The organism is Methylobacterium sp. E-005, from assembly GCF_022829725.1.
Classification (GTDB): domain Bacteria; phylum Pseudomonadota; class Alphaproteobacteria; order Rhizobiales; family Beijerinckiaceae; genus Methylobacterium.
This window is the reverse complement of record NZ_JAKSYG010000204.1, coordinates 1-19,755: the sequence shown is the minus strand read 5'-3', so window position 1 is coordinate 19,755 and position 19,755 is coordinate 1. Positions and strand designations below refer to the sequence as shown.

26 protein-coding genes are annotated in these 19,755 nt (G+C 66.8%); 5 read left to right on the top strand and 21 right to left on the bottom strand.

Annotated elements, in window-relative coordinates:
* Window positions 1–257 precede the first annotated feature (257 nt).
* The 5 genes from rplQ to rpsM form a co-directional block, all read right to left on the bottom strand.
* Entirely contained in the window at window positions 258–668 is a 411-nt protein-coding gene (gene rplQ, locus MKK88_RS23365; protein ID WP_244003977.1) for a 50S ribosomal protein L17, read from the bottom strand.
* A 235-nt stretch (window positions 669–903) separates the two neighbouring features.
* Window positions 904–1,923 carry a DNA-directed RNA polymerase subunit alpha gene (locus tag MKK88_RS23360; protein ID WP_010686165.1) on the bottom strand — a complete coding sequence of 340 codons (1,020 nt, stop codon included), beginning with the start codon at window positions 1,921–1,923 and terminating at the stop codon, window positions 904–906.
* A 109-nt stretch (window positions 1,924–2,032) separates the two neighbouring features.
* Window positions 2,033–2,905: an MBL fold metallo-hydrolase gene (locus MKK88_RS23355; protein WP_244003975.1), complete on the bottom strand. Its 873-nt coding sequence runs from the start codon at window positions 2,903–2,905 to the stop codon at window positions 2,033–2,035.
* A 24-nt stretch (window positions 2,906–2,929) separates the two neighbouring features.
* Window positions 2,930–3,319, bottom strand: coding sequence for a 30S ribosomal protein S11 (gene rpsK, locus MKK88_RS23350; RefSeq protein ID WP_007557606.1), 390 nt, complete (start codon window positions 3,317–3,319; stop codon window positions 2,930–2,932).
* A gap of 173 nt (window positions 3,320–3,492) precedes the next feature.
* Window positions 3,493–3,861, bottom strand: a complete 369-nt coding sequence (gene rpsM, locus MKK88_RS23345; protein ID WP_010686168.1) for a 30S ribosomal protein S13 — start codon at window positions 3,859–3,861, stop codon at window positions 3,493–3,495.
* Window positions 3,862–4,114: 253 nt separating this feature from the next.
* On the opposite strand from rpsM, the gene MKK88_RS23340 reads away from it, so the two are divergent.
* A complete protein-coding gene (locus MKK88_RS23340) occupies window positions 4,115–4,471 on the top strand; it encodes a hypothetical protein (protein WP_244003973.1) in 357 nt (118 codons plus the stop codon).
* 57 nt (window positions 4,472–4,528) lie between these two features.
* On the opposite strand, the gene MKK88_RS23335 is transcribed toward MKK88_RS23340, so the two are convergent.
* From MKK88_RS23335 to MKK88_RS23260, 16 genes are all read right to left on the bottom strand, one after another.
* Entirely contained in the window at window positions 4,529–4,759 is a 231-nt protein-coding gene (locus MKK88_RS23335; protein ID WP_244003971.1) for a hypothetical protein, read from the bottom strand.
* A gap of 93 nt (window positions 4,760–4,852) precedes the next feature.
* Window positions 4,853–5,455, bottom strand: coding sequence for an adenylate kinase (locus tag MKK88_RS23330; RefSeq protein ID WP_244003970.1), 603 nt, complete (start codon window positions 5,453–5,455; stop codon window positions 4,853–4,855).
* Window positions 5,456–5,623: 168 nt separating this feature from the next.
* A complete protein-coding gene (gene secY / locus MKK88_RS23325; RefSeq protein ID WP_244003968.1) occupies window positions 5,624–6,970 on the bottom strand; it encodes a preprotein translocase subunit SecY in 1,347 nt (448 codons plus the stop codon).
* Window positions 6,971–7,115: 145 nt separating this feature from the next.
* Entirely contained in the window at window positions 7,116–7,619 is a 504-nt protein-coding gene (gene rplO / locus MKK88_RS23320) for a 50S ribosomal protein L15 (RefSeq protein WP_244003966.1), read from the bottom strand.
* Window positions 7,620–7,629: 10 nt separating this feature from the next.
* On the bottom strand, window positions 7,630–7,821 hold the full coding sequence (rpmD, locus tag MKK88_RS23315) for a 50S ribosomal protein L30 (protein WP_020096280.1): 192 nt from the start codon (window positions 7,819–7,821) through the stop codon (window positions 7,630–7,632).
* A 12-nt stretch (window positions 7,822–7,833) separates the two neighbouring features.
* On the bottom strand, window positions 7,834–8,421 hold the full coding sequence (gene rpsE, locus MKK88_RS23310) for a 30S ribosomal protein S5 (RefSeq protein WP_012319173.1): 588 nt from the start codon (window positions 8,419–8,421) through the stop codon (window positions 7,834–7,836).
* 156 nt (window positions 8,422–8,577) lie between these two features.
* Window positions 8,578–8,940: a 50S ribosomal protein L18 gene (gene rplR / locus MKK88_RS23305; RefSeq protein ID WP_010686176.1), complete on the bottom strand. Its 363-nt coding sequence runs from the start codon at window positions 8,938–8,940 to the stop codon at window positions 8,578–8,580.
* A 10-nt stretch (window positions 8,941–8,950) separates the two neighbouring features.
* Window positions 8,951–9,484: a 50S ribosomal protein L6 gene (gene rplF, locus MKK88_RS23300; RefSeq protein WP_244003964.1), complete on the bottom strand. Its 534-nt coding sequence runs from the start codon at window positions 9,482–9,484 to the stop codon at window positions 8,951–8,953.
* A 22-nt stretch (window positions 9,485–9,506) separates the two neighbouring features.
* Entirely contained in the window at window positions 9,507–9,902 is a 396-nt protein-coding gene (gene rpsH, locus MKK88_RS23295) for a 30S ribosomal protein S8 (RefSeq protein WP_244003962.1), read from the bottom strand.
* Between the two features lie 10 nt (window positions 9,903–9,912).
* Window positions 9,913–10,218: a 30S ribosomal protein S14 gene (gene rpsN, locus MKK88_RS23290; protein WP_244003960.1), complete on the bottom strand. Its 306-nt coding sequence runs from the start codon at window positions 10,216–10,218 to the stop codon at window positions 9,913–9,915.
* A gap of 40 nt (window positions 10,219–10,258) precedes the next feature.
* On the bottom strand, window positions 10,259–10,825 hold the full coding sequence (gene rplE / locus MKK88_RS23285) for a 50S ribosomal protein L5 (RefSeq protein ID WP_244003958.1): 567 nt from the start codon (window positions 10,823–10,825) through the stop codon (window positions 10,259–10,261).
* Window positions 10,818–11,132, bottom strand: a complete 315-nt coding sequence (gene rplX, locus MKK88_RS23280) for a 50S ribosomal protein L24 (protein ID WP_244003956.1) — start codon at window positions 11,130–11,132, stop codon at window positions 10,818–10,820. The genes rplE and rplX overlap by 8 nt, the downstream gene beginning before the upstream one ends.
* A complete protein-coding gene (gene rplN, locus MKK88_RS23275) occupies window positions 11,132–11,500 on the bottom strand; it encodes a 50S ribosomal protein L14 (protein WP_007557579.1) in 369 nt (122 codons plus the stop codon). Before rplN ends, rplX begins: the two co-directional genes overlap by 1 nt.
* A 790-nt stretch (window positions 11,501–12,290) precedes the next feature.
* Window positions 12,291–12,668, bottom strand: coding sequence for a hypothetical protein (locus MKK88_RS23270; RefSeq protein WP_244004046.1), 378 nt, complete (start codon window positions 12,666–12,668; stop codon window positions 12,291–12,293).
* Between the two features lie 70 nt (window positions 12,669–12,738).
* Entirely contained in the window at window positions 12,739–13,497 is a 759-nt protein-coding gene (locus MKK88_RS23265; protein ID WP_244003954.1) for an amino acid ABC transporter permease, read from the bottom strand.
* A gap of 587 nt (window positions 13,498–14,084) precedes the next feature.
* Window positions 14,085–14,714, bottom strand: a complete 630-nt coding sequence (locus MKK88_RS23260) for a transporter substrate-binding domain-containing protein (RefSeq protein ID WP_244003952.1) — start codon at window positions 14,712–14,714, stop codon at window positions 14,085–14,087.
* A gap of 731 nt (window positions 14,715–15,445) precedes the next feature.
* Here MKK88_RS23260 and rpsL point away from each other — a divergent pair.
* From rpsL to tuf, 4 genes are all read left to right on the top strand, one after another.
* Entirely contained in the window at window positions 15,446–15,817 is a 372-nt protein-coding gene (gene rpsL / locus MKK88_RS23255) for a 30S ribosomal protein S12 (protein ID WP_007557568.1), read from the top strand.
* Between the two features lie 111 nt (window positions 15,818–15,928).
* Complete coding sequence (rpsG, locus tag MKK88_RS23250) at window positions 15,929–16,399, top strand: 30S ribosomal protein S7 (RefSeq protein WP_007557567.1); 471 nt, start codon at window positions 15,929–15,931, stop codon at window positions 16,397–16,399.
* 30 nt (window positions 16,400–16,429) lie between these two features.
* Window positions 16,430–18,505, top strand: coding sequence for an elongation factor G (fusA, locus tag MKK88_RS23245; protein WP_244003950.1), 2,076 nt, complete (start codon window positions 16,430–16,432; stop codon window positions 18,503–18,505).
* Between the two features lie 59 nt (window positions 18,506–18,564).
* A complete protein-coding gene (tuf, locus tag MKK88_RS23240) occupies window positions 18,565–19,755 on the top strand; it encodes an elongation factor Tu (RefSeq protein ID WP_244003948.1) in 1,191 nt (396 codons plus the stop codon).

The window sequence follows — 19,755 nt, the reverse complement described above, 5'->3', positions numbered from 1 at the left end:
GAGTGAGCGCTCGCAACGATCCGAGACGTGGACCCTGCTCCAGACCCGTCGGCGCGAGCCGACGGGTTTTTTATGACCGGTACATCGTGACCACGAGCGCAGCGAAGCGCCCCAGGGACACGCAACGGCTCAGGACGGCGCGCCGCCCTGGATGGCTTCGCGGCGCTGGCGACGACGAGGTCGCTAAACGCAAGAAGCCGCCCCGGATGACCCGGGACGGCTTCTCGGAAATCTGGAACGTTGGGACGCGGTGAAGCTCAGGCCGCCTCGGCAATCTGGCTCGGGCCGGAATCCTTGCCGCGGGCATCGACGTCGCGATCAACGAACTCGATCACCGCCAGCGGAGCGTTGTCGCCCTTGCGGAAGCCGGCCTTCATGATCCGGAGATAGCCACCCGGACGACCCTGGTAGCGCGGGCCGATGACGGCAAAGAGCTTCTTGACCATGTCGTCGTCACGCAGCTGCGCCATGGCGAGACGGCGGGTGTGGACGCTGTCGATGCGGCCGAGGGTGACGAGCTTCTCGACGACGGGACGCAGGTCCTTCGCCTTCGGCAGGGTGGTGACGATCTGCTCGTGCTTGAGCAGGGCGACCGACATGTTGGCGAACATCGCCTTGCGATGCTCGGCGGTGCGGTTGAAACGACGGCCGCGATAACCGTGACGCATGATGCTGGCTTCCTTCTGATCTCGGCCGCCGTGCCACGGTACGGCCGGGTGCCCCAGGAACGGGGCGATTCATTCCGCATGACCCCGCGGCGGGAACTTCAACCCGAAACCCTCATCCTGTGGTGCTGCGCGGCAGCCTCGAAGGAGGGTTCCAGGGACCACATGGAGGCCTCCTTCGAGGCCTCCGCCGTGCTCGGGCACCTCAGGATGAGGCCGGAACACGGGAAAGAGCGGCTTAGTAATGTTCCTCGAAGCGCTTGGCGAGATCCTCGATGTTCTCCGGCGGCCAGCCGGGGATGTCCATGCCGAGGTGCAGGCCCATGCCGGCGAGGACTTCCTTGATCTCGTTGAGCGACTTGCGGCCGAAGTTCGGGGTCCGCAGCATCTCGCCCTCGGACTTCTGGATGAGATCGCCGATATAGACGATGTTGTCGTTCTTCAGGCAGTTCGCTGAACGGACTGACAGCTCCAGCTCGTCGACCTTCTTGAGCAGCGCCGGGTTGAAGGGCAGCTGCGGCGCGAGCGGGGCGGCCTCTTCCTTGCGCGGATCCTCGAAGTTCACGAAGACCTGCAGCTGGTCCTGGATGATGCGCGCCGCGTAGGCGAGCGCATCCTCCGGCGAGACCGCGCCGTTGGTCTCGACCGTCATCGTCAGCTTGTCCTTATCGAGATCCTGGCCCTCGCGGGTGGTCTCGACGCGGTAGCTGACCTTGGTGACCGGCGAGAACAAGGAGTCGACCGGGATCAGGCCGATCGGCGCGTCCTCGGGGCGGTTGCGTTCAGCCGGGACGTAGCCCTTGCCGGTAGCGACCGTGAACTCCATGCGGATCTCAGCACCGTCGTCGAGCGTGCAGATCACGAGGTCGGGGTTCAGGATCTGGATGTCGCCGACCGTGCCGATGTCACCCGCGGTGACGAGGCCCGGGCCGGTCTTGCGCAGGGTCATGCGCTTCGGCGCATCCGTCTGTGAGCGGATCGCGATGGTCTTGATGTTGAGGACGATGTCGGTGACGTCCTCGCGCACGCCCGGGATCGACGAGAACTCGTGCAGCACGCCGTCGATCTGCACAGAGGTCACGGCCGCGCCCTGGAGCGAGGACAGGAGCACGCGGCGCAGGGCGTTGCCCAGCGTCGTGCCGAAGCCGCGCTCCAGCGGCTCGGCGACGACGGTGGCGACCCGCTTCGGGTCGTCGCCGGTCGTGACCTGCAGCTTGTTCGGCTTGATCAGTTCCTGCCAATTCTTCTGAATGACCACGATCCTACCTCTCGTCCTTGCCCGGGATCCGCGACGCCCGTTCCCGTGCTTCGGCCGTCCGGCGCAGCCCCCTGGCGCCCCGAACGGTCCCTGAAATTCGTATCCGTCGTTACTCGCCGCCGACCCAGAGAGCCGGCACGAAGCTGTATCCAGCCCCGTCCCGATCCACGTAGCCCAGCGCCGGGAATTCGAGGTGCGACCCAGCGATGAAGGACCGCTCGCTCGCCACCTCGTCCATGATCTTCCTGCGCGTCGTGCGCGCCTGGTCCCCGTCGACGTCGAAGCCCACGCCGGCTTCCGGGTTCTTGAACTGGATCGCCGGCATGTGCACCACATCGGTCCACATCATCAGCGACTGTCCACCGGAGACGATGCGAAAACCGCAATGGCCCGGCGTGTGGCCGGGCAGATGGACCGCCGTGATCCCCGGAAGGACCTCGCCACCCCGATGCTCGCGCATCCGCCGGGCGTAGGGCGCGACCGCCTTGCGGGCACCCTCGTAATACGGCTTGGCCGCATCAGGAGCCCGGGACAGTGCCTCGTCCGGTAGCCAGTGGGCCGCCTCGTCGGCGTGGACCACGATCTCGGCATTCGGGTAGCGCGCTGCGCCGTCCTTCACGAGCCCGCCGACATGGTCGGGATGCAGGTGCGTGACGAGAACGGTCTCGATCTCGTCCGGCGTGACGCCGGTCACCGCGAGGGCTGCGCCGGCCCGGCCGAGGGTCTCGGCCGGGGCCAGATCGCCGTAGCCCGTGTCGATCAGGATCGGCTTACGACCGGGTCCGGTGATCAGGAAGGCATTCAACGTGATCTTGGGCTGCTCGGTGCGGAAACCGGCCAGCTGGAGCCGCCCGGCTTCCTCCTTGGAGATGCCCGTGACCAGATCGAGGCTCGCCTGAAACCAGCCGTCGTTGAGCGCGGTGACCGTGAGGTCGCCGAGGTTCCAACGCAGCACGCCCGGAAGCGGCTTCGATCCCGTCATGTGCTTCTCCGTCAAAGGCTTCGATCAGACGCGGCGGCGCTTGCGCGGCCGGCAGCCGTTGTGCGGGATCGACGTCACGTCGCGGATCGACGTCACCGTGAAGCCCGCAGCCTGCAGGGCGCGAAGCGCCGACTCGCGGCCCGAACCCGGACCCGACACCTCGACTTCGAGGGTGCGCATGCCATGCTCGGACGCCTTGCGGGCGGCATCCTCGGCGGCCACCTGAGCGGCGTACGGGGTCGACTTGCGCGAACCCTTGAAGCCCATGGCGCCGGCCGACGACCAAGAGATCGTGTTGCCCTGCGCGTCGGTGATGGTGATCATCGTGTTGTTGAACGAGGCGTTCACATGGGCGACGCCCGACACGATGTTCTTGCGTTCGCGGCGACGGACGCGTTGCGGTTCCTTAGCCATTCTGGTCTCACCCTTCCTTCAAGCGCGCCCGTAATGCCAGGCGCTCGGGATTCATTTCGGGACTTGGCCGGCGCGTCCGTGCAGGATCGTCGTGCCAAGGCCGGGTTCCCCGTGGGACACCCGGCGCGACGGGGAGGAGGCCGAGCGGAGCATGGCCTCCCAGTCCGAAGCGATTACTTCTTCTTGCCGGCGATCGGCTTCGCCTTGCCCTTGCGGGTGCGGGCGTTGGTATGCGTGCGCTGGCCGCGGACCGGCAGCTGCTTGCGGTGACGCAGGCCACGGTAGGCGCCGAGGTCCATCAGACGCTTGATGTTCATCGAGACTTCGCGGCGCAGGTCGCCCTCGACGAGGTAGTCGCGGTCGATCGTCTCGCGGATCGAGAGAACCTCGGCGTCGGTCAGCTGGTTGACCCGGCGCTCGGCGGGGATGTTCACCTTCTGGGTGATCTCCTCGGCCTTCTTGGCGCCGATGCCGTGGATGTACTGAAGCGCGATGACGACGCGCTTGTTCGTCGGGATGTTGACGCCTGCGATACGGGCCACGATCACTCTCCATGTGGGCCCGGGGAACCAGGCCTGTCGTGTGCGCGTCCGGTGGAGGCCGGCCCCTGCGCACGTGAAACGACGACGTGGCCCGCGGGCCACCCTGGATAGGGTACCTCGGACCATCGTTCGGTTGGACGAAGATGGGCCTGCTAGCGCGCGAACGCGCCGATGTCAACGCGGGATGGGTGGAACCCAGCCCGACCCTGCGTCGCGTGTGGTGCGACGCCCCCGAGCCGAAGAAGGAGCGAAGATGGCGGTTCTGACCAGCGACGGTGCCACCCTACGGGCCTTCGCCGATACGGTGCTCCGCGCCGCCGAGGAGACCCTGGAGGAAGTTCTGCCGGTTACCCTGGCGGTGATCGGCGGCGTCTTCGCCGAGGCGGAGCCGGGATCCGTCGCCCTTCAGGAGATGGATGATGGGCCCGACCTGCTTTGGGCGACCTTCGCCGGGCGGCGGATGGTGTTCCGCTACAATACGATGACGGCCATGATTGAACTGCGCGACGGGACCATGGAAGGCTACCCCTTGCGCCTGTTCGGACATCGATCGCTTCAGATGGACGTCGTAAACTTCTTCGGTAGCCTGCGTCGCGAGGGGCGCATTTAGCTGTCGGCTGGACAAGGGGGCCGCTCGGGTGGGAGGGTCTGCGTTCCAGCAGCGCGCCTAGCGGAAACCCTGGTTCTGCAGCCGGCAGTAACCCCCTGTATTCCGATAGCCCGCCGGGCAGTGCCGGACGCAGGTGCCAGCCGCGAACTTCAGCGGGGGACGACAGGCATGACGGAACCGCTTCTGCCTGTACACGAAGGATTGGGCCGGACTCTGCGCCATGGCCGGCAGGGGCGGAATGGACACCGCGAGAAGGAGGGTCGCGGTGGCGAGATGGCGGAGCGTCATGGCGGTTCCCACGGAGGATGCGCCACTCAACCGCGCGATCGGGCGGAAGTTTCAGGTCCGCCCGATCTCCGATGGTTCAAGGGCTGGTGAGCGTCAGGACGCGACTGGCTCCGCGTGCGGCTCCAGCAGGGCCATCAGATCGGCCGTGACCTTGTCGATCGGCTGCATGCCGTCGATGGTCTGCAGCATGCCCTTCCCGGCGTAGTAGGCCGAGAGCGGTGCCGTCTGCGCGCGGTAGGCCTCCAGGCGCTGTTTGAACACCTCTGGGGTGTCGTCCTTCCGCACGGCCTGACCGCGCGCCCGCGTCTCGGCCGCGCGATTCTCGATTCGGCCGACGAGCGCGGCCTCGTCCACCTTCAGCTCGATGACGGCGGAGAGTTGGAGGCCCTTGCCGGCCAGCATCTCTCCGAGCGCCTCGGCCTGGGCGACGGTGCGCGGGAAGCCGTCCAGAATGAAGCCGCGACGGGCATCCGGCTCCTCGATCCGGTCGGCTACGATGCCGACGACGATCCGGTCCGAGACGAGGCCGCCCGATTCCATCACGGCCTTTGCCTCCAGCCCGACCGGCGTGCCCGCGGCGACGGCTGCCCGGAGCATGTCACCCGTTGAGAGCTGCGGGATACCGAAGCGCTGTACGATCCGCTCGGATTGCGTCCCCTTCCCCGCGCCAGGCGGTCCGAGCAGAATGATGCGCATGGCGTTTTCCTCGTTCGACCCACGCTCCGTGGGCCCATCGGCGGTGGCGAAGCCTCCCTGGCATCGCCGGGTTCTGGAACTGTCTAGCGGGTCCCGGATGCGGGGGCATCCGGACCATTTGGCCAGAGTCGGGAGGATACTTGTTTCCGTCCCGTCTCTGTAGCAGCCTCAGCGCCGCCGTTGCGTGGTCGAGGCGCCACGCAGCTTGGCCTTCTTCACGAGGCCCTCGTACTGATGCGCCATCAGGTGCCCGTGAATCTGAGCCACCGTGTCCATCGTGACCGAGACCACGATCAGCAACGACGTGCCGCCGAAGCCCAGGCTCGCCGCCGCATAGGACGACAGGATCTCCGGGAACAGACACACGACGGTCAGGTACAGGGCGCCGATCACCGTGATGCGGGTCAGAACCTTGTCGATGAAGGCCGCGGTGCGCTCGCCGGGACGGATGCCCGGAATGAAGCCGCCATGCTTCTTCAGGTTGTCGGCCGTCTCCTGCGGATTGAAGACCACCGCGGTGTAGAAGAACGTGAAGAAGATGATCAGCGCCGCGTACAGCACCATGAACAGCGGCGTGCCGTGGCCGAGATAGGCCGTGATCGTGCCAAGCCAGCCGGTCGCCCCGCCATTGGCGGAGAAGCTCGCCGCGGTGGCCGGCAGGAGCAGCAGCGACGAGGCGAAGATTGGCGGGATCACGCCCGACGTGTTGAGCTTGAGCGGCAGGAACGAGGTCTGGCCCTCGTACATCCGGTTGCCGACCTGACGCTTCGGGTAGTTGATCAGCAGCCGGCGCTGGGCGCGCTCCATGAAGACGATGAAGTAGACCAGCGCCACAGCGGCGACGGCCACAGCCAGGATAATCGCCGGGGACAGGGCACCGGTGCGACCGAGCTCGAGCGCCCCCGCGATCGCCACCGGCAGGTGGGCGACGATGCCGGCGAAGATGATCAGCGACGAGCCGTTGCCGATGCCGCGCGAGGTGATCTGCTCGCCGAGCCACATCAGGAACAGGGTGCCGCCGGTCAACGTGATCACCGTCGAGGCCAGGAAGAACGGGCCCGGATCGATGGCCGCCGAGGAACTCTGCAGGCCGATCGCGATGCCCCAGGACTGGACCAGAGCCAGCACCACCGTCAGGTAGCGGGTGTACTGGTTGATGACCTTGCGGCCTGACTCGCCCTCCTTCTTCAGCGCCTCCAGGCTCGGGATCACCGAGGTCAGAAGCTGCACGATGATCGAGGCCGAGATGTAGGGCATGATGTTCAGGGCGAAGATCGCCATGCGCTCGACGGCGCCGCCCGAGAACATGTTGAACAAGCCCAGCACGCCGCCCGACTGCTGCTGGAAGTTGCGGGCGAACTGCTCCGGATCGATGCCGGGAATCGGGATGTAGGTGCCCAGCCGGAACACCACGAGGGCGCCCAGCGTGAACCAGATGCGCTTCTTCAGCTCATCGGCTTTGGCGATCGCACCGAAATTGAGGTTGGCGGCAAGCTGCTCGGCGGCTGAGGCCATAAGCGTCGCGTCCTGGACATGTCGCCGGGCGGCGAAGCCCGGATGAAACGAAAAACGGCGGCCCGCGTGGTCGCAGGGCCGCCGCTCGAAGGATCGGCTTAAAGGGTGCGCCGGGCCCGTGCAACGGGTCCCGGGGTCACGCCTCTCAGGCCGTGGCCGCCTCGCTGCCCCCGCGGGTGGGGGCACCCTGGGCGTAGACGGTAGTGACCGAGCCACCGGCCTTCTCGACCGCCTCGACGGCGGACTTGGAGGCGCGGGTGACCTCGAAGCTGAGCTTCACGGTCAGCTCGCCGACGCCGAGCAGCTTCACGCCGTCGCGGGGACGGGCGATGATGCCGGCCTCGACCAGGCTCTCCACCGTCACGGTGGCGGCCTTGTCGAGCTTGCCCGCGTCGACCGCCTCCTGGATCCGGCCGAGGTTCACCTCGTTCAGGTCCTGGGCGTAGAGATTGTTGAAGCCGCGCTTCGGCAGGCGACGATGCAGCGGCATCTGACCGCCCTCGAAGCCCTTGATGGCCACGCCGGTCCGGGCCTTCTGACCCTTCACGCCGCGACCCGCGGTCTTGCCCTTGCCGGAGCCGATGCCCCGGCCGACACGCATCCGGTCCTTGGTGGCGCCGGGATTGTCGCTGATCTGGTTGAGCTTCATCGGGACCTCCTCACGCCACGTCGCCGTGGACGCGCACGAGGTGCGCAACCTTGCGGATCATGCCGCGCACGGAGGGGGTATCCTCCAGCTCGGACACGCGGTGGAGCTTGTTGAGCTTGAGGCCGATCAGCGTCTGGCGCTGGCTGGCCTCGCGGCGGATCGGCGAGCCGATCTGCTCGATGCGGACGGTCTTCTGTGCCATCGGACCCTCCCCTTACGCGACCGCGGCTTCGGACTGGTCGGCCGGATCGGCATCCCGGCGACGCGACTGCAGCGTCGACACCTTGATGCCGCGGCGGGCCGCCACGGAGCGCGGGCTGTCCTCGTTCTTGAGCGCCTCGAAGGTGGCGCGCACGAGGTTGTAGGGGTTCGACGAACCCAGCGACTTGGCGACGACGTCCTGCATGCCGAGCGTCTCGAACACGGCGCGCATCGGGCCGCCGGCGATGATGCCGGTGCCCTGCGGGGCCGCGCGGAGGATCACCTTGCCGGCGCCGTGGCGGCCGTTGACGTCATGGTGCAGGGTCCGGCCCTCGCGGAGCGAGACGCGAATCAGGCCGCGCTTGGCAGCCTCGGTCGCCTTGCGGATCGCCTCCGGCACCTCACGGGCCTTGCCGTGGCCGAAGCCGACGCGGCCCTTCTGGTCGCCGACGACGACGAGGGCCGCGAAGCCGAAGCGACGGCCACCCTTCACCACCTTGGCGACGCGGTTGATGTGGACGAGCTTGTCCACGAACTCGCTGTCGCGCTCCTCGCGATCCTCGCGGCGGCCGCGGCCCCCGCCCTCACGTTCACGTGCCATTTTGCTACCTGTTCATCTCACTGGCGCAGGCGGCGGGCCTGCTCGCTCGATTGATTGTCGAATGCCGGACATGCTCCGCACGTCCGGCCCGCCGTCGTTCAACGGTTCCGATCGGGCTCACCGTCGGCAGAGGCGCCGACGGTGAGCCCGAACAAATCAGAACTCCAGGCCACCCTCGCGGGCAGCCTCGGCCACGGCCGCGACGCGGCCATGATAGATGTAACCGGAGCGGTCGAAGATCACCTTCGTGACGCCCGCGGCCTTGGCGCGCTCAGCGACCAGCTTGCCCACCGCCTTGGCGGCGGCGACGTCGGCGCCGGTCTTGAGTTCGCCCTTGAGTGCCTTGTCGATCGACGAGGCGGCGGCCAGCGTCTTGCCGGCGACGTCGTCGATGACCTGCACGTAGATCTGCTTCGACGAGCGGAACACCGAGAGCCGCGGACGGCCGTTGGCGGCCGCCCGCAGCGCGCGGCGGACGCGCGCCTTGCGGCGATCAAGGGCTTCGAGCTTGCGAGACATGATGCCCTCCTTACTTCTTCTTGCCTTCCTTGCGGAAGATGAACTCGCCCGCGTACTTCACGCCCTTGCCCTTGTAGGGCTCAGGTCCGCGGTAATCGCGGATCTCGGCGGCGACCTGACCAACCTGCTGGCGGTCGATCCCGGAGATCGTGATCTCAGTGGGCTTCGGGGTTGCGATCGTGATCCCGGCCGGGATCGCGTACTCGATGTCGTGGCTGTAGCCGAGCGACAGCTTGAGGGCCTTGCCGGCCATCGCGGCGCGGTAACCGACGCCGGTGATCTCAAGCTTCTTCTCGAAGCCCTTCGACACACCCTCGACGATATTGGCGATCTGCGCCCGCGACGTTCCCCACAGGGAGCGCGCCGGCTTCGACTGGTTGACGGGCTGCACCTCGATGGCGCCGTCCTTCATCGCCACGTTGACGAGGCCCGGAACGACGAACGACAGCTCGCCCTTCGAACCCTTCATCTTCACCGTTTGACCGGTGACGGTGGCGGTAACGCCGGCCGGTACGGGGACCGGCTTCTTGCCTACGCGAGACATGGGATAACCTCCTCCGTCCCGATCAGAACACGGTGCAGAGCACTTCACCGCCGACGTTGCGCTCGCGCGCCTCGTGGTCGGCCATGACGCCCTGCGGGGTGGAGACGATGGTGACGCCGAGGCCGTCGGCCACGTGCGGCAGCTCGCCGACCGACGAGTAGACCCGGCGGCCCGGCTTCGACACGCGCTTGATCTCGCGGATCACGGGGCGCCCGTCGTAGTACTTGAGCTCGATGGCGAACTCGGTGCGGCCGTTGCCGAGGTCGGTCGCCGCGTAATCGCGGATATAGCCTTCGGACTTCAGCACGTTCAGGACGCTGGCGCGCAGGCGGGAGCCCGGCGTCTGCACCACGTTGCGACGGCGCAGCTGGCCGTTGCGGATGCGGGTGAGCATGTCGCCCACGGGATCGTTGACCATGGGGACCTCCTTACCAGCTCGACTTGACTAGGCCGGGGATCAGTCCCCGGTTGCCAAGCTCACGCAACGCCACGCGCGAGATGCCCATCTTGCGGTAGAAGGCGCGCGGACGGCCGGTCATGCCGCAACGGTTGCGGATGCGGGTGGCCGACGAGTTGCGCGGCAGTTCCGCGAGCTTGAGGCGCGCCTCGAAGCGCTCCTCCATCTCGAGGGCGTCGTTGTTGGCGATCTCAAGGAGCGCCTTCCGCTTGGCTGCGAAGCGCTTCACCAGCGCCTTGCGGGCCTCATTCTTCTCGACTGAGCTTTTCTTCGACATGTGGTCTATCTCCGGTGTCCGCGTCTGAAGCCCGGAAGCTTCACTGCCGGAACGGGAACTTGAAGGCGGCGAGCAGGGCCTTGGCCTCGGCATCGGTCTTGGCGGTGGTCGCCACGACGATGTCCATGCCCCAGGTCTGCTCGGCCTTGTCGTAGGAGATCTCCGGGAACACGAGGTGCTCCTTGAGACCCAGCGCGTAGTTGCCGCGACCGTCGAACGAGCGCGGATTCAGGCCGCGGAAGTCACGCACGCGCGGCAGCGCGATGGTGATCAGCCGGTCCATGAACTCGTACATGCGCTGCTTGCGCAGCGTCACCTTGCAGCCGATCGGCATACCCTCGCGGACCTTGAAGGTCGCGATGGCCTTGCGGGCCTTGGTGATGACCGGCTTCTGGCCGGCGATCAGGGCGAGGTCGCCCGCCGCCACGGAGGCCTTCTTCGAATCGGCGGTGGACTCGCCGACGCCCATGTTGATCACGATCTTCGTGATCTGCGGCACTTCCATCGGGTTCTTATAGCCGAACTCTTCGATCAGCTTCTGGCGCACGACTTCTTCGTAGTGCTTGCGCAGGCGCGGAGAGTAGGCGTTCTTATCGGCCTCAGCCATCGATCTGATCCCCCGTGGTCTTGGCGAACCGGACCTTGCGCCCGTCTTCGAGGATGCGGAAACCCACGCGGGTCGGCTTGCCGTTGGCATCCGCGACCGCGATGTTCGAGAGCTGGATGGCGGCCTCCTTGGAGATGATGCCGCCTTCCTGGTTCTGGGTCTGCTTCTGGTGCTTCTTGACCAGGTTCACACCGCGCACGAAGGCCCGGCCTTCCTTCGGCATGACCTGGATCACCTCGCCCGAGCGACCCGAGTCGCGGCCGGTGAGCACGACGACCGTGTCGCCTTTCTTGATCTTGGCGGCCATTACAGCACCTCCGGAGCCAGGGAGATGATCTTCATGTGGTTGCGGGCGCGGAGTTCGCGCGGCACCGGTCCGAAGATGCGGGTGCCGATCGGCTCCTTCTGATTGTTGATCAGAACGGCAGCGTTCTTGTCGAAGCGGATCACCGATCCGTCGACACGCTTCACGGCCTTGGCGGTGCGAACGACGACCGCCTTCATGACGTCGCCCTTCTTGACGCGACCGCGCGGGATCGCCTCCTTGACGGAGACGACGATGACGTCGCCCACGCCGGCATATTTGCGCTTCGACCCGCCGAGGACCTTGATGCACATAACGCGGCGTGCACCCGAGTTGTCGGCGACGTCCAGATTCGTCTGCATCTGGATCACGTGCGTGACTCCTTGTTTCAGGCGGGTTTCCGCACGCGGACGGTATTGCCCGGCGGACGACGCCTGATGGGGATCTGACGTCCCCGGCTCATGTGTTCGACCGCGCTGGCGGTGTCGAAAGGACACCGGCGCGGTCACCGCGTTCACAGGGTGCGAGCACCCATCGAATTTCTCGCGAAGGCCGGGCGGATACTACGGGCGCGCCGGGAAGGCAAGCCGAGCGGCGGGATTTTCGCCGCCAGGGCTTGGGGCGTGCGCCCATTCCCCGACAGGTGAAGCGTCAGCGGAACCTATCCCGGGCTCTAGCATAAGAAGCGCCGTTAAGCGTCACAGGTTGATCCAGGTAGACGCTTCGCAAGGGCGTGCGCTGCCTGGTCTCCGGCAGCATCGCTCGGCAAGCGCATCGGGTGATCCGGCTCTCGATCTCATCTGAGGTGACCGCGAAGCGGGGCTCGAAGGAGGGGGCCAGTTAGCCGCGCGATCTCTGGAGGGCACCTTCGAGGCCGGGGCTACGCGCCGGCACCTCGGGATGAGGGTGAGGGTTGGATAGCCGATCCGGGGCATCCGAATGGAGGCCATGGACCGTGTGTGCGAGCACCCGGGTCGCAGTCTGCTGGCGCCGCATGCGCCTGGGACAGGGGGCGGCGGTTGATCGTGCGCCGGACTTCATGCGGACAGCCGAACCTGCTGGCACCTATCCCTAGGAACGGCCACGGAAGCAGCGCCACACAACGCAAAGGACCGGCGCGCAGGTCAGCGCACCGGTCCCGATCTCATGCGAGGGGTTGAATCAGGCGGGCTGGCCGCCCGATTCGAACAGGAAGCCGTCGAGGCTCGGGATTGTCACCGAGGTCCCGCAGGCGGGCTTCGACAGACGCCAGGGCCGATCGCCCCGGGCGCGGATCGCCTCGGAGGGGCGCAGGCGGCGCATGGTACCGTCCTCCCGCATCTCCTCGATCGCCAGGAATCCGTAGACCTGCAGGCGCGAGGCCGTGAGCTTGGTCGCGCGATCCTCCGCCGCGAGAACCATGCTGCCGGTGGCGTAGACCGCATCCAGCAGGGAGCGCTGCTCACCGCGGCGGCGGTCGCGCGCGTCGCGCTCGCCCGGTGCCTGAGTGGGAAGGGGCCGCCGGAACGGAACGACGTTGCTGACCGCGACGCAACCCATACGCATACCCTCGACGCGAATACAGGGGCGGTCAGGCCGCCCGTTGATCGCGACACTTCGACGGTTTGCTTTAAACTTCCGTAGACCATGGCGGGGCGCCCCTGCCCCGATCCGGCACGCCGGGGTGTTCCGCGGGCGTGCCGCGGCTCGACCGGGAGGCCCGCCGGGTGCCCTGCGCCAGCGCTGCCAACCGATCGAGCGCAAGGCAGAGGGCGCCGGAGACCGTCCCGACGACCAGGAAGATCTCGGTCGGATAGACCATGGCGCGGTTGTTGACCTGCGCGGCCACGAAGGACAGCTCCGGTACGCCGATCAAGTAGGCGAGCGACGTGTCCTTGGTCAGCGCGGTCCATTGGTTGACGCAGGACGGCACCATGGCGCGCAGGGCCTGCGGCAGGACAATGACGCGCAACACCTGCCAGTGGCCGAATCCCAACGCGAGACCCGCCGCCCATTGGCCCTGGCCGATACCCTCGATCCCCGCCTCGACCCCATAGGCGAGATAGGCTCCGCCGACGAGCGAGCGCGCCGTCACCACGGTGCCGATCTCCGGAACCGACACGCCGAACAGAATCGGCAGCAGGAAGTAGCTCCAGAAGATCAGCATCACGACCGGGATGGCCCGGAAGCCAAGCCTCAGGACGAGCGCCCGGCGCTCCATGCCCGTACTCATCGCGAGCCCGATACCAAGGACCAGCCCCAGCGCTGCCGAGGCGAGGCCGGACAGGATCGAGAGAATCGGCGTCAGCGCGAGGCCATCGACCGGCCCGTCGGGCCAGGCGCCGAACAGCAGGTAGCCGAGATTGTCGGTGATGACCGCGGGATTCATGCGCGTGATCCCGCGGGCGCGGCGCGGCGCGGCGGGCCAGGGCCCGCCCGGCCGCCTCCACCAGGGCGACGGAGCCGATAGAGAGAAGCGTCGCGATGCCGAAGGCCTGGAAGGTCTTGAACGTGTCGGTCTCACCTGCCGGGACGCGTAGGACAGCTCGGCGAGGCCGATCGTCATGGTCAGCGACGTGTTCCTGATCGTGTTGAGGTATTGGCCGACGATCGGCAGCCACGCGCTGCGCAGGGCCTGCGGCAGGACGATATGGCGGAAGGCCTGGACCGGCGTGAGGTCCAGGGCGAAGGCCGCCTCGCGCTGGCCCGGGCGGACGCCGTTGATTCCGGCGCGGTCCTCCTCGGCGATGTAGGCGGCCGCGTAGAGCGTCAGGCCGACTTAGCCCGCAACCGTGCGCCGCGCCGCGGGCCCACCCACTGCCCGCGGGCAGCAGGCAGCAGGCCGCGAGCCCCAGCACCGTCCCGGCAAGGCAGACAGCCGCCGACAGGGCCAGGGTGACCCCAAAGCCCTGCGGCAGCCAGACGAGGTAGCGCGGCGCCAGCAGATCGCCGAACAGGCTCACGGCGCCGCTCCGGTCAGTCGTGCTCCCCGCTTCGGAACAGGCGTGGCAGCGGCTGTTCGGTGTTCGGGCCGAACCAGTGGTCGTAGATCGCCGCCGCCTTGCCGCCCTTCTCCAGCTCCCGCAGGGTCTCGTTCAGGAGGTCGCGCAGGCGCGCCTCGCCCTTCGGAATGCCGACGCCGATATAACCGTTGGAGATGCTGAAGGCCGGGATCTCGTAGTTCTGCCGGTCCGGCACCTTGGCGCGCAGCCCGACGAGTTTCGGTCCGTCCTGGGTGATCGCCCGGACGTTGCCGTTGCGCTGGGCCGTGAACGCGAAGGGCGTGTCGTCGAAGGAGACGACCGTGGCCTTCGGGACGTGCCGGCGCAGCACGATCTCGTTGACGGTGCCCTTGTCAGCGCCGATGCACAGGCCGTTGAACTGGTCGGGCGTGGACAGCGTGCCCTTCCTGGCCAGGAATTGCTGGCCCGAGGCGACGTGCGGAATGCTGGTGTCGCGCGGCTTGGCACGCTCCTCCGCGATGGTGATGTTCGCCAACAGGAGATCGACCTTGTTGGAGGTGAGCAGCGGGATGCGATTCGCCGGATTGGTCGGCCGCACGTCGAGCTTCACGCTGATCTTGTCGGCGATGGCCGCGGCAAACACGAATCCCCTTGGGCCGATCCGGCGGCGGGCGGGATCCGCGCCCGCGATTTCGGCGTGCAGGATCCCGCGCGGAAGCGAGGGGGCAAAGACGATCGATCGCAGGGAGCGCGATAAGCGGCGGTCCGGAAAAGGTCTCCGCGCTGCCGGCCGGCGATCGACGATAAAAATCGTCGGAATGCCGAAGAAACTCTAAGAGACAGCTTTCCGGTGTTCGGGACCGCAAGAGAACAGAATGCCAAAAAGGCCAGGGCCGGTGTTGAGGATCTCCTGCGTCGCCGGTGATGATGATTCGCGGGACCTTGCCGCCGGACGCCGGGCTTGGGATTGACCGGGCCGGCAGCCGTGACCCATCATCCGGATCGCGGCGGCGTTCGTCGCGCGCGTGATCGCGCCTTGACCGAACTTTAACCTCCGGCGCGGTGCAGATTTCTGCCGCATATGCATTGACCTGTGGAGCAAGCGCGTCTAGAAGCGCGCCACTTCGGACGGCCACCGGCTGCCGACGGCCCCCTCGGATATGCTCCGGACGCCGCCGCAAACGCCCCGCGCGCTCCGAGGAATCAAATCGCCTGACGCTGTAAGTCAGATCCGTAGGTACGAGCGCGTTCGTTTTTGGACGTGCTCCTCTGCCCGCACCGCGCCGAGGGGCTCTGACCAGCCCTCCGGCGCATATTCGTATTGCGGACTGCTCTTCGCGGTCCGGACTAGGTGACCGAGGAAGAGGGCACAGGATGCCGACGATCAATCAGCTGATCGCCCAGCCGCGGAAGATCCAGCGGAGCCGTAACAAGGTTCCGGCGCTCGACGCTTGCCCGCAGAAGCGCGGCGTCTGCACCCGCGTCTACACGACGACCCCGAAGAAGCCGAACTCGGCGCTTCGTAAGGTCGCCAAGGTGCGGCTCACCAATGGCTTCGAGGTGATCGGCTATATCCCGGGCGAGGGCCACAACCTTCAGGAGCACTCCGTCGTGATGATCCGCGGCGGCCGCGTGAAGGATCTTCCGGGCGTGCGCTACCACATCCTGCGCGGCGTGCTCGACACGCAGGGCGTGAAGAACCGCAAGCAGCGCCGGTCGAAGTACGGCGCCAAGCGTCCGAAGTAATTTTTTCTTCGGGCGTCGCAGTAGCGTTTCCACTGCCTGACAAGGATGTCGCCGGCGAAAGCTCAAGGCGACCTGCGTCAGGTGCTTAAGACCTGATTTTCGAGAGCCACAATGTCCCGTCGTCACTCTGCCGAGAAGCGCGAGATCATCCCGGACCCGAAGTACGGGGATGTCGTCCTGACGAAGTTCATGAACTCCATCATGTATGAGGGCAAGAAGTCGACCGCCGAGCGGATCGTCTACGGCGCCTTCGACATCGTCGAGAACCGCGCCCGGGCCAATCCAATCGAGGTGTTCCGCGCCGCCCTGGACAACGTCGCCCCGATGATCGAGGTGCGATCCCGCCGCGTCGGCGGCGCGACCTACCAGGTCCCCGTCGAGGTGCGCACGGAGCGTCGTCAGGCGCTGGCGATCCGCTGGTTGATCCAGGCGGCCCGCTCGCGCAACGACCGCACCATGATCGAGCGCCTCTCCGCCGAGCTGCTCGACGCCGCCAACAACCGCGGCAACGCCGTCAAGAAGCGGGAAGACACGCACCGGATGGCGGAAGCCAACCGCGCCTTCTCGCACTACCGCTGGTAAGCGGTTCCGCCGTCTCTCAGGAGCAATCCGATGCCCCGCACGCACGCGATCGAGGACTACCGCAACTTCGGCATCATGGCCCACATCGATGCCGGCAAGACCACGACCACGGAGCGGATCCTCTACTACACCGGAAAGTCCCATAAGATCGGCGAGGTCCATGAGGGCGCCGCCACCATGGACTGGATGGAGCAGGAGCAGGAGCGCGGCATCACGATCACGTCCGCCGCGACGACGTGCTTCTGGCGCGACAAGCGCCTGAACATCATCGACACCCCCGGCCACGTGGACTTCACCATCGAGGTGGAGCGCTCGCTCCGCGTGCTCGACGGGGCCGTGTGCGTGCTCGACGGCAACCAGGGCGTCGAGCCGCAGACCGAGACCGTCTGGCGCCAGGCCGACAAGTACGACGTGCCGCGCGTCGTGTTCGTCAACAAGATGGACAAGATCGGCGCCGACTTCTTCAAGTGCGTGGCCGACATCATCGACCGCGTCGCCGGCAAGCCCGTATGCTTGCAGCTGCCGATCGGTGCCGAGTCCAACTTCCAGGGCGTGATCGACCTCATCAAGATGAAGGCGATCGTCTGGTCGGGCGAGGCGCTCGGCGCCAATTACGAAGAGGTCGAGATTCCGGCCGACCTGAAGGATCAGGCGGTCGAGTATCGCACCAAGCTGGTCGAGGCCTGCGTCGAGCTCGATGACGACGCCATGTCGGCCTACCTCGACGGCACCGAGCCGGACGAGGACGCCATGCGCAAGCTCGTGCGCAAGGCTGTGCAGCTGCGCGCCTTCCACCCGGTGCTGTGCGGCTCGGCGTTCAAGAACAAGGGCGTGCAGCCGCTCCTAGACGCCGTCGTGGACTACCTGCCCTCCCCCGCTGACCGCGGCGAAATCAAGGGCCTCGATTTCAAGACCGAGGAAGAGACCGTCCGTCACCCCACGGATTCGGATCCCTTCTCCATGCTCGCGTTCAAGATCATGGACGATCCCCACGTCGGCACGATCACCTTCTGCCGCGTGTACTCGGGCAAGGTCGATTCGGGCGCCAACGTGCTCAACTCCTCGCGCGACAAGAAAGAGCGCGTCGGCCGCATGCTGCTGATGCACGCCAACAACCGTGAGGACATCAAGGAGGCCTTCGCGGGCGACATCGTCGCCCTGGCCGGCCTCAAGGACACCCGCACGGGCGACACCCTCTGCGATCCGCAGAAGGCCGTCATCCTCGAGAAGATGGAGTTCCCGGAGCCGGTCATCGAGATCGCCGTCGAGCCGAAGTCGAAGGCCGATCAGGAGAAGCTCGGCATCGCGCTGGCGAAGCTCGCCGCCGAGGATCCGTCGTTCCGCGTGTCCACCGACCAGGAATCCGGCCAGACCATCCTCAAGGGGATGGGCGAGCTCCACCTGGACATCAAGGTCGACATCCTGCGCCGCACCTACAAGGTCGACGCGAATATCGGCCAGCCGCAGGTGGCCTACCGCGAGAAGCTGACCCGCCGTCAGGAGATCGACTACACGCACAAGAAGCAGACCGGCGGTACCGGCCAGTTCGCCCGCGTGAAGTTCGTGGTCGAGCCGAACGAGCCGGGTGCGGGCTTCGCGTTCGAATCGAAGATCGTCGGCGGCGCGGTGCCGAAGGAGTACATCCCGGGTGTCGAGAAGGGTCTCAACTCGGTCCTCGGCGCCGGCGTGCTCGCCGGCTTCCCGGTGGTCGACGTGAAGGTCGAGCTGATCGACGGCGCCTACCACGACGTCGATTCCTCGGCGCTCGCCTTCGAGATCGCCTCCCGCGCGGCCTTCCGTGAGGCCCTGCAGAAGGGCGGCTCGGTCCTGCTCGAGCCGGTGATGAAGGTCGAGGTCGTCTCGCCGGAAGAGTATACCGGTTCGGTCATCGGCGATCTGAATTCCCGCCGCGGCCAGATCCAGGGCCAGGACATGCGGGGCAACGCCAACGTCATCAACGCGATGGTGCCGCTGGCCAACATGTTCGGTTACGTGAATCAGCTGCGCTCCTTCTCGCAGGGCCGCGCCAACTTCACGATGCAGTTCGACCACTACGAAGAGGTGCCGCGCGGCGAGGCCGACAAGGTCATCGCCAAGTACGCCTGAGGCTCACGCCTCAAGGCATCTCTTCTTCCGCAACGCGAATTCGAATTTAGGAGGCTCTGATGGGCAAGGAAAAGTTCTCCCGCACCAAGCCGCACTGCAACATCGGGACGATCGGCCACGTCGATCACGGCAAGACGTCTTTGACGGCGGCGATCACGAAGGTGCTGGCTGAGACGGGCGGCGCGACGTTCACGGCCTACGACCAGATCGACAAGGCGCCGGAGGAGAAGGCGCGCGGGATCACGATCTCGACGGCGCACGTCGAGTACGAGACGCAGAACCGGCACTACGCGCACGTGGACTGCCCCGGCCACGCCGACTACGTGAAGAACATGATCACGGGCGCGGCGCAGATGGACGGCGCGATCCTGGTGGTGTCGGCGGCCGACGGCCCGATGCCGCAGACCCGCGAGCACATCCTTCTGGCCCGTCAGGTCGGCGTTCCGGCGCTGGTGGTGTTCCTCAACAAGGTCGACATGGTCGACGACGAGGAGCTGCTGGAGCTGGTCGAGCTGGAGGTGCGCGAGCTCCTGTCGAAGTACGACTTCCCGGGTGACGACATCCCGATCACCAAGGGCTCGGCGCTGATGGCGCTGGAGGACAAGGAGCCGAAGATCGGCAAGGAGGCGGTCCTGGCGCTGATGGCGACGGTGGACAGCTACATCCCGCAGCCGGAGCGCCCGATCGACCTGCCGTTCCTGATGCCGATCGAGGACGTGTTCTCGATCTCGGGCCGCGGCACGGTGGTGACGGGCCGGGTCGAGCGCGGGATCGTGAAGGTGGGTGAGACGGTGGAGATCGTCGGCATCCGCAACACGCAGACCACGACGGTGACCGGCGTGGAGATGTTCCGCAAGCTGCTGGACCAGGGCCAGGCGGGCGACAACGTCGGCGTGCTGCTGCGTGGCACGAAGCGCGAGGACGTGGAGCGCGGCCAGGTCGTGTGCAAGCCGGGTTCGGTGAAGCCGCACTCGAAGTTCAAGGCCGAGGCCTACATCCTGACGAAGGAGGAGGGCGGCCGCCACACGCCGTTCTTCACGAACTACCGGCCGCAGTTCTACTTCCGGACCACCGACGTGACCGGGATCTGCACGCTGCCGGAGGGCACCGAGATGGTGATGCCGGGCGACAGCGTGACGATGGACGTGGCGCTGATCGTGCCGGTGGCCATGGAGGAGAAGCTGCGCTTCGCCATCCGCGAGGGCGGCCGCACCGTCGGTGCCGGCGTCGTCGCCGCCATCAACGACTGA

Excerpts from the sequence above, each read along its gene's own strand:
- rplQ (WP_244003977.1), bottom strand. The coding sequence starts at position 668 with ATGCGTCACGGTTATCGCGGCCGTCGTTTCAACCGCACCGCCGAGCAT.
- MKK88_RS23355 (WP_244003975.1), bottom strand. The coding sequence starts at position 2,905 with ATGACGGGATCGAAGCCGCTTCCGGGCGTGCTGCGTTGGAACCTCGGC.
- rpsK (WP_007557606.1), bottom strand. The coding sequence starts at position 3,319 with ATGGCTAAGGAACCGCAACGCGTCCGTCGCCGCGAACGCAAGAACATC.
- MKK88_RS23340 (WP_244003973.1), top strand. The coding sequence starts at position 4,115 with ATGGCGGTTCTGACCAGCGACGGTGCCACCCTACGGGCCTTCGCCGAT.
- MKK88_RS23335 (WP_244003971.1), bottom strand. The coding sequence starts at position 4,759 with ATGACGCTCCGCCATCTCGCCACCGCGACCCTCCTTCTCGCGGTGTCC.
- MKK88_RS23330 (WP_244003970.1), bottom strand. The coding sequence starts at position 5,455 with ATGCGCATCATTCTGCTCGGACCGCCTGGCGCGGGGAAGGGGACGCAA.
- secY (WP_244003968.1), bottom strand. The coding sequence starts at position 6,970 with ATGGCCTCAGCCGCCGAGCAGCTTGCCGCCAACCTCAATTTCGGTGCG.
- rplO (WP_244003966.1), bottom strand. The coding sequence starts at position 7,619 with ATGAAGCTCAACCAGATCAGCGACAATCCCGGCGCCACCAAGGACCGG.
- rpmD (WP_020096280.1), bottom strand. The coding sequence starts at position 7,821 with ATGGCACAGAAGACCGTCCGCATCGAGCAGATCGGCTCGCCGATCCGC.
- rpsE (WP_012319173.1), bottom strand. The coding sequence starts at position 8,421 with ATGGCACGTGAACGTGAGGGCGGGGGCCGCGGCCGCCGCGAGGATCGC.
- rplR (WP_010686176.1), bottom strand. The coding sequence starts at position 8,940 with ATGTCTCGCAAGCTCGAAGCCCTTGATCGCCGCAAGGCGCGCGTCCGC.
- rplF (WP_244003964.1), bottom strand. The coding sequence starts at position 9,484 with ATGTCTCGCGTAGGCAAGAAGCCGGTCCCCGTACCGGCCGGCGTTACC.
- rpsH (WP_244003962.1), bottom strand. The coding sequence starts at position 9,902 with ATGGTCAACGATCCCGTGGGCGACATGCTCACCCGCATCCGCAACGGC.
- rpsN (WP_244003960.1), bottom strand. The coding sequence starts at position 10,218 with ATGTCGAAGAAAAGCTCAGTCGAGAAGAATGAGGCCCGCAAGGCGCTG.
- rplE (WP_244003958.1), bottom strand. The coding sequence starts at position 10,825 with ATGGCTGAGGCCGATAAGAACGCCTACTCTCCGCGCCTGCGCAAGCAC.
- rplX (WP_244003956.1), bottom strand. The coding sequence starts at position 11,132 with ATGGCCGCCAAGATCAAGAAAGGCGACACGGTCGTCGTGCTCACCGGC.
- MKK88_RS23270 (WP_244004046.1), bottom strand. The coding sequence starts at position 12,668 with ATGGGTTGCGTCGCGGTCAGCAACGTCGTTCCGTTCCGGCGGCCCCTT.
- MKK88_RS23265 (WP_244003954.1), bottom strand. The coding sequence starts at position 13,497 with ATGAATCCCGCGGTCATCACCGACAATCTCGGCTACCTGCTGTTCGGC.
- rpsL (WP_007557568.1), top strand. The coding sequence starts at position 15,446 with ATGCCGACGATCAATCAGCTGATCGCCCAGCCGCGGAAGATCCAGCGG.
- rpsG (WP_007557567.1), top strand. The coding sequence starts at position 15,929 with ATGTCCCGTCGTCACTCTGCCGAGAAGCGCGAGATCATCCCGGACCCG.
- fusA (WP_244003950.1), top strand. The coding sequence starts at position 16,430 with ATGCCCCGCACGCACGCGATCGAGGACTACCGCAACTTCGGCATCATG.
- tuf (WP_244003948.1), top strand. The coding sequence starts at position 18,565 with ATGGGCAAGGAAAAGTTCTCCCGCACCAAGCCGCACTGCAACATCGGG.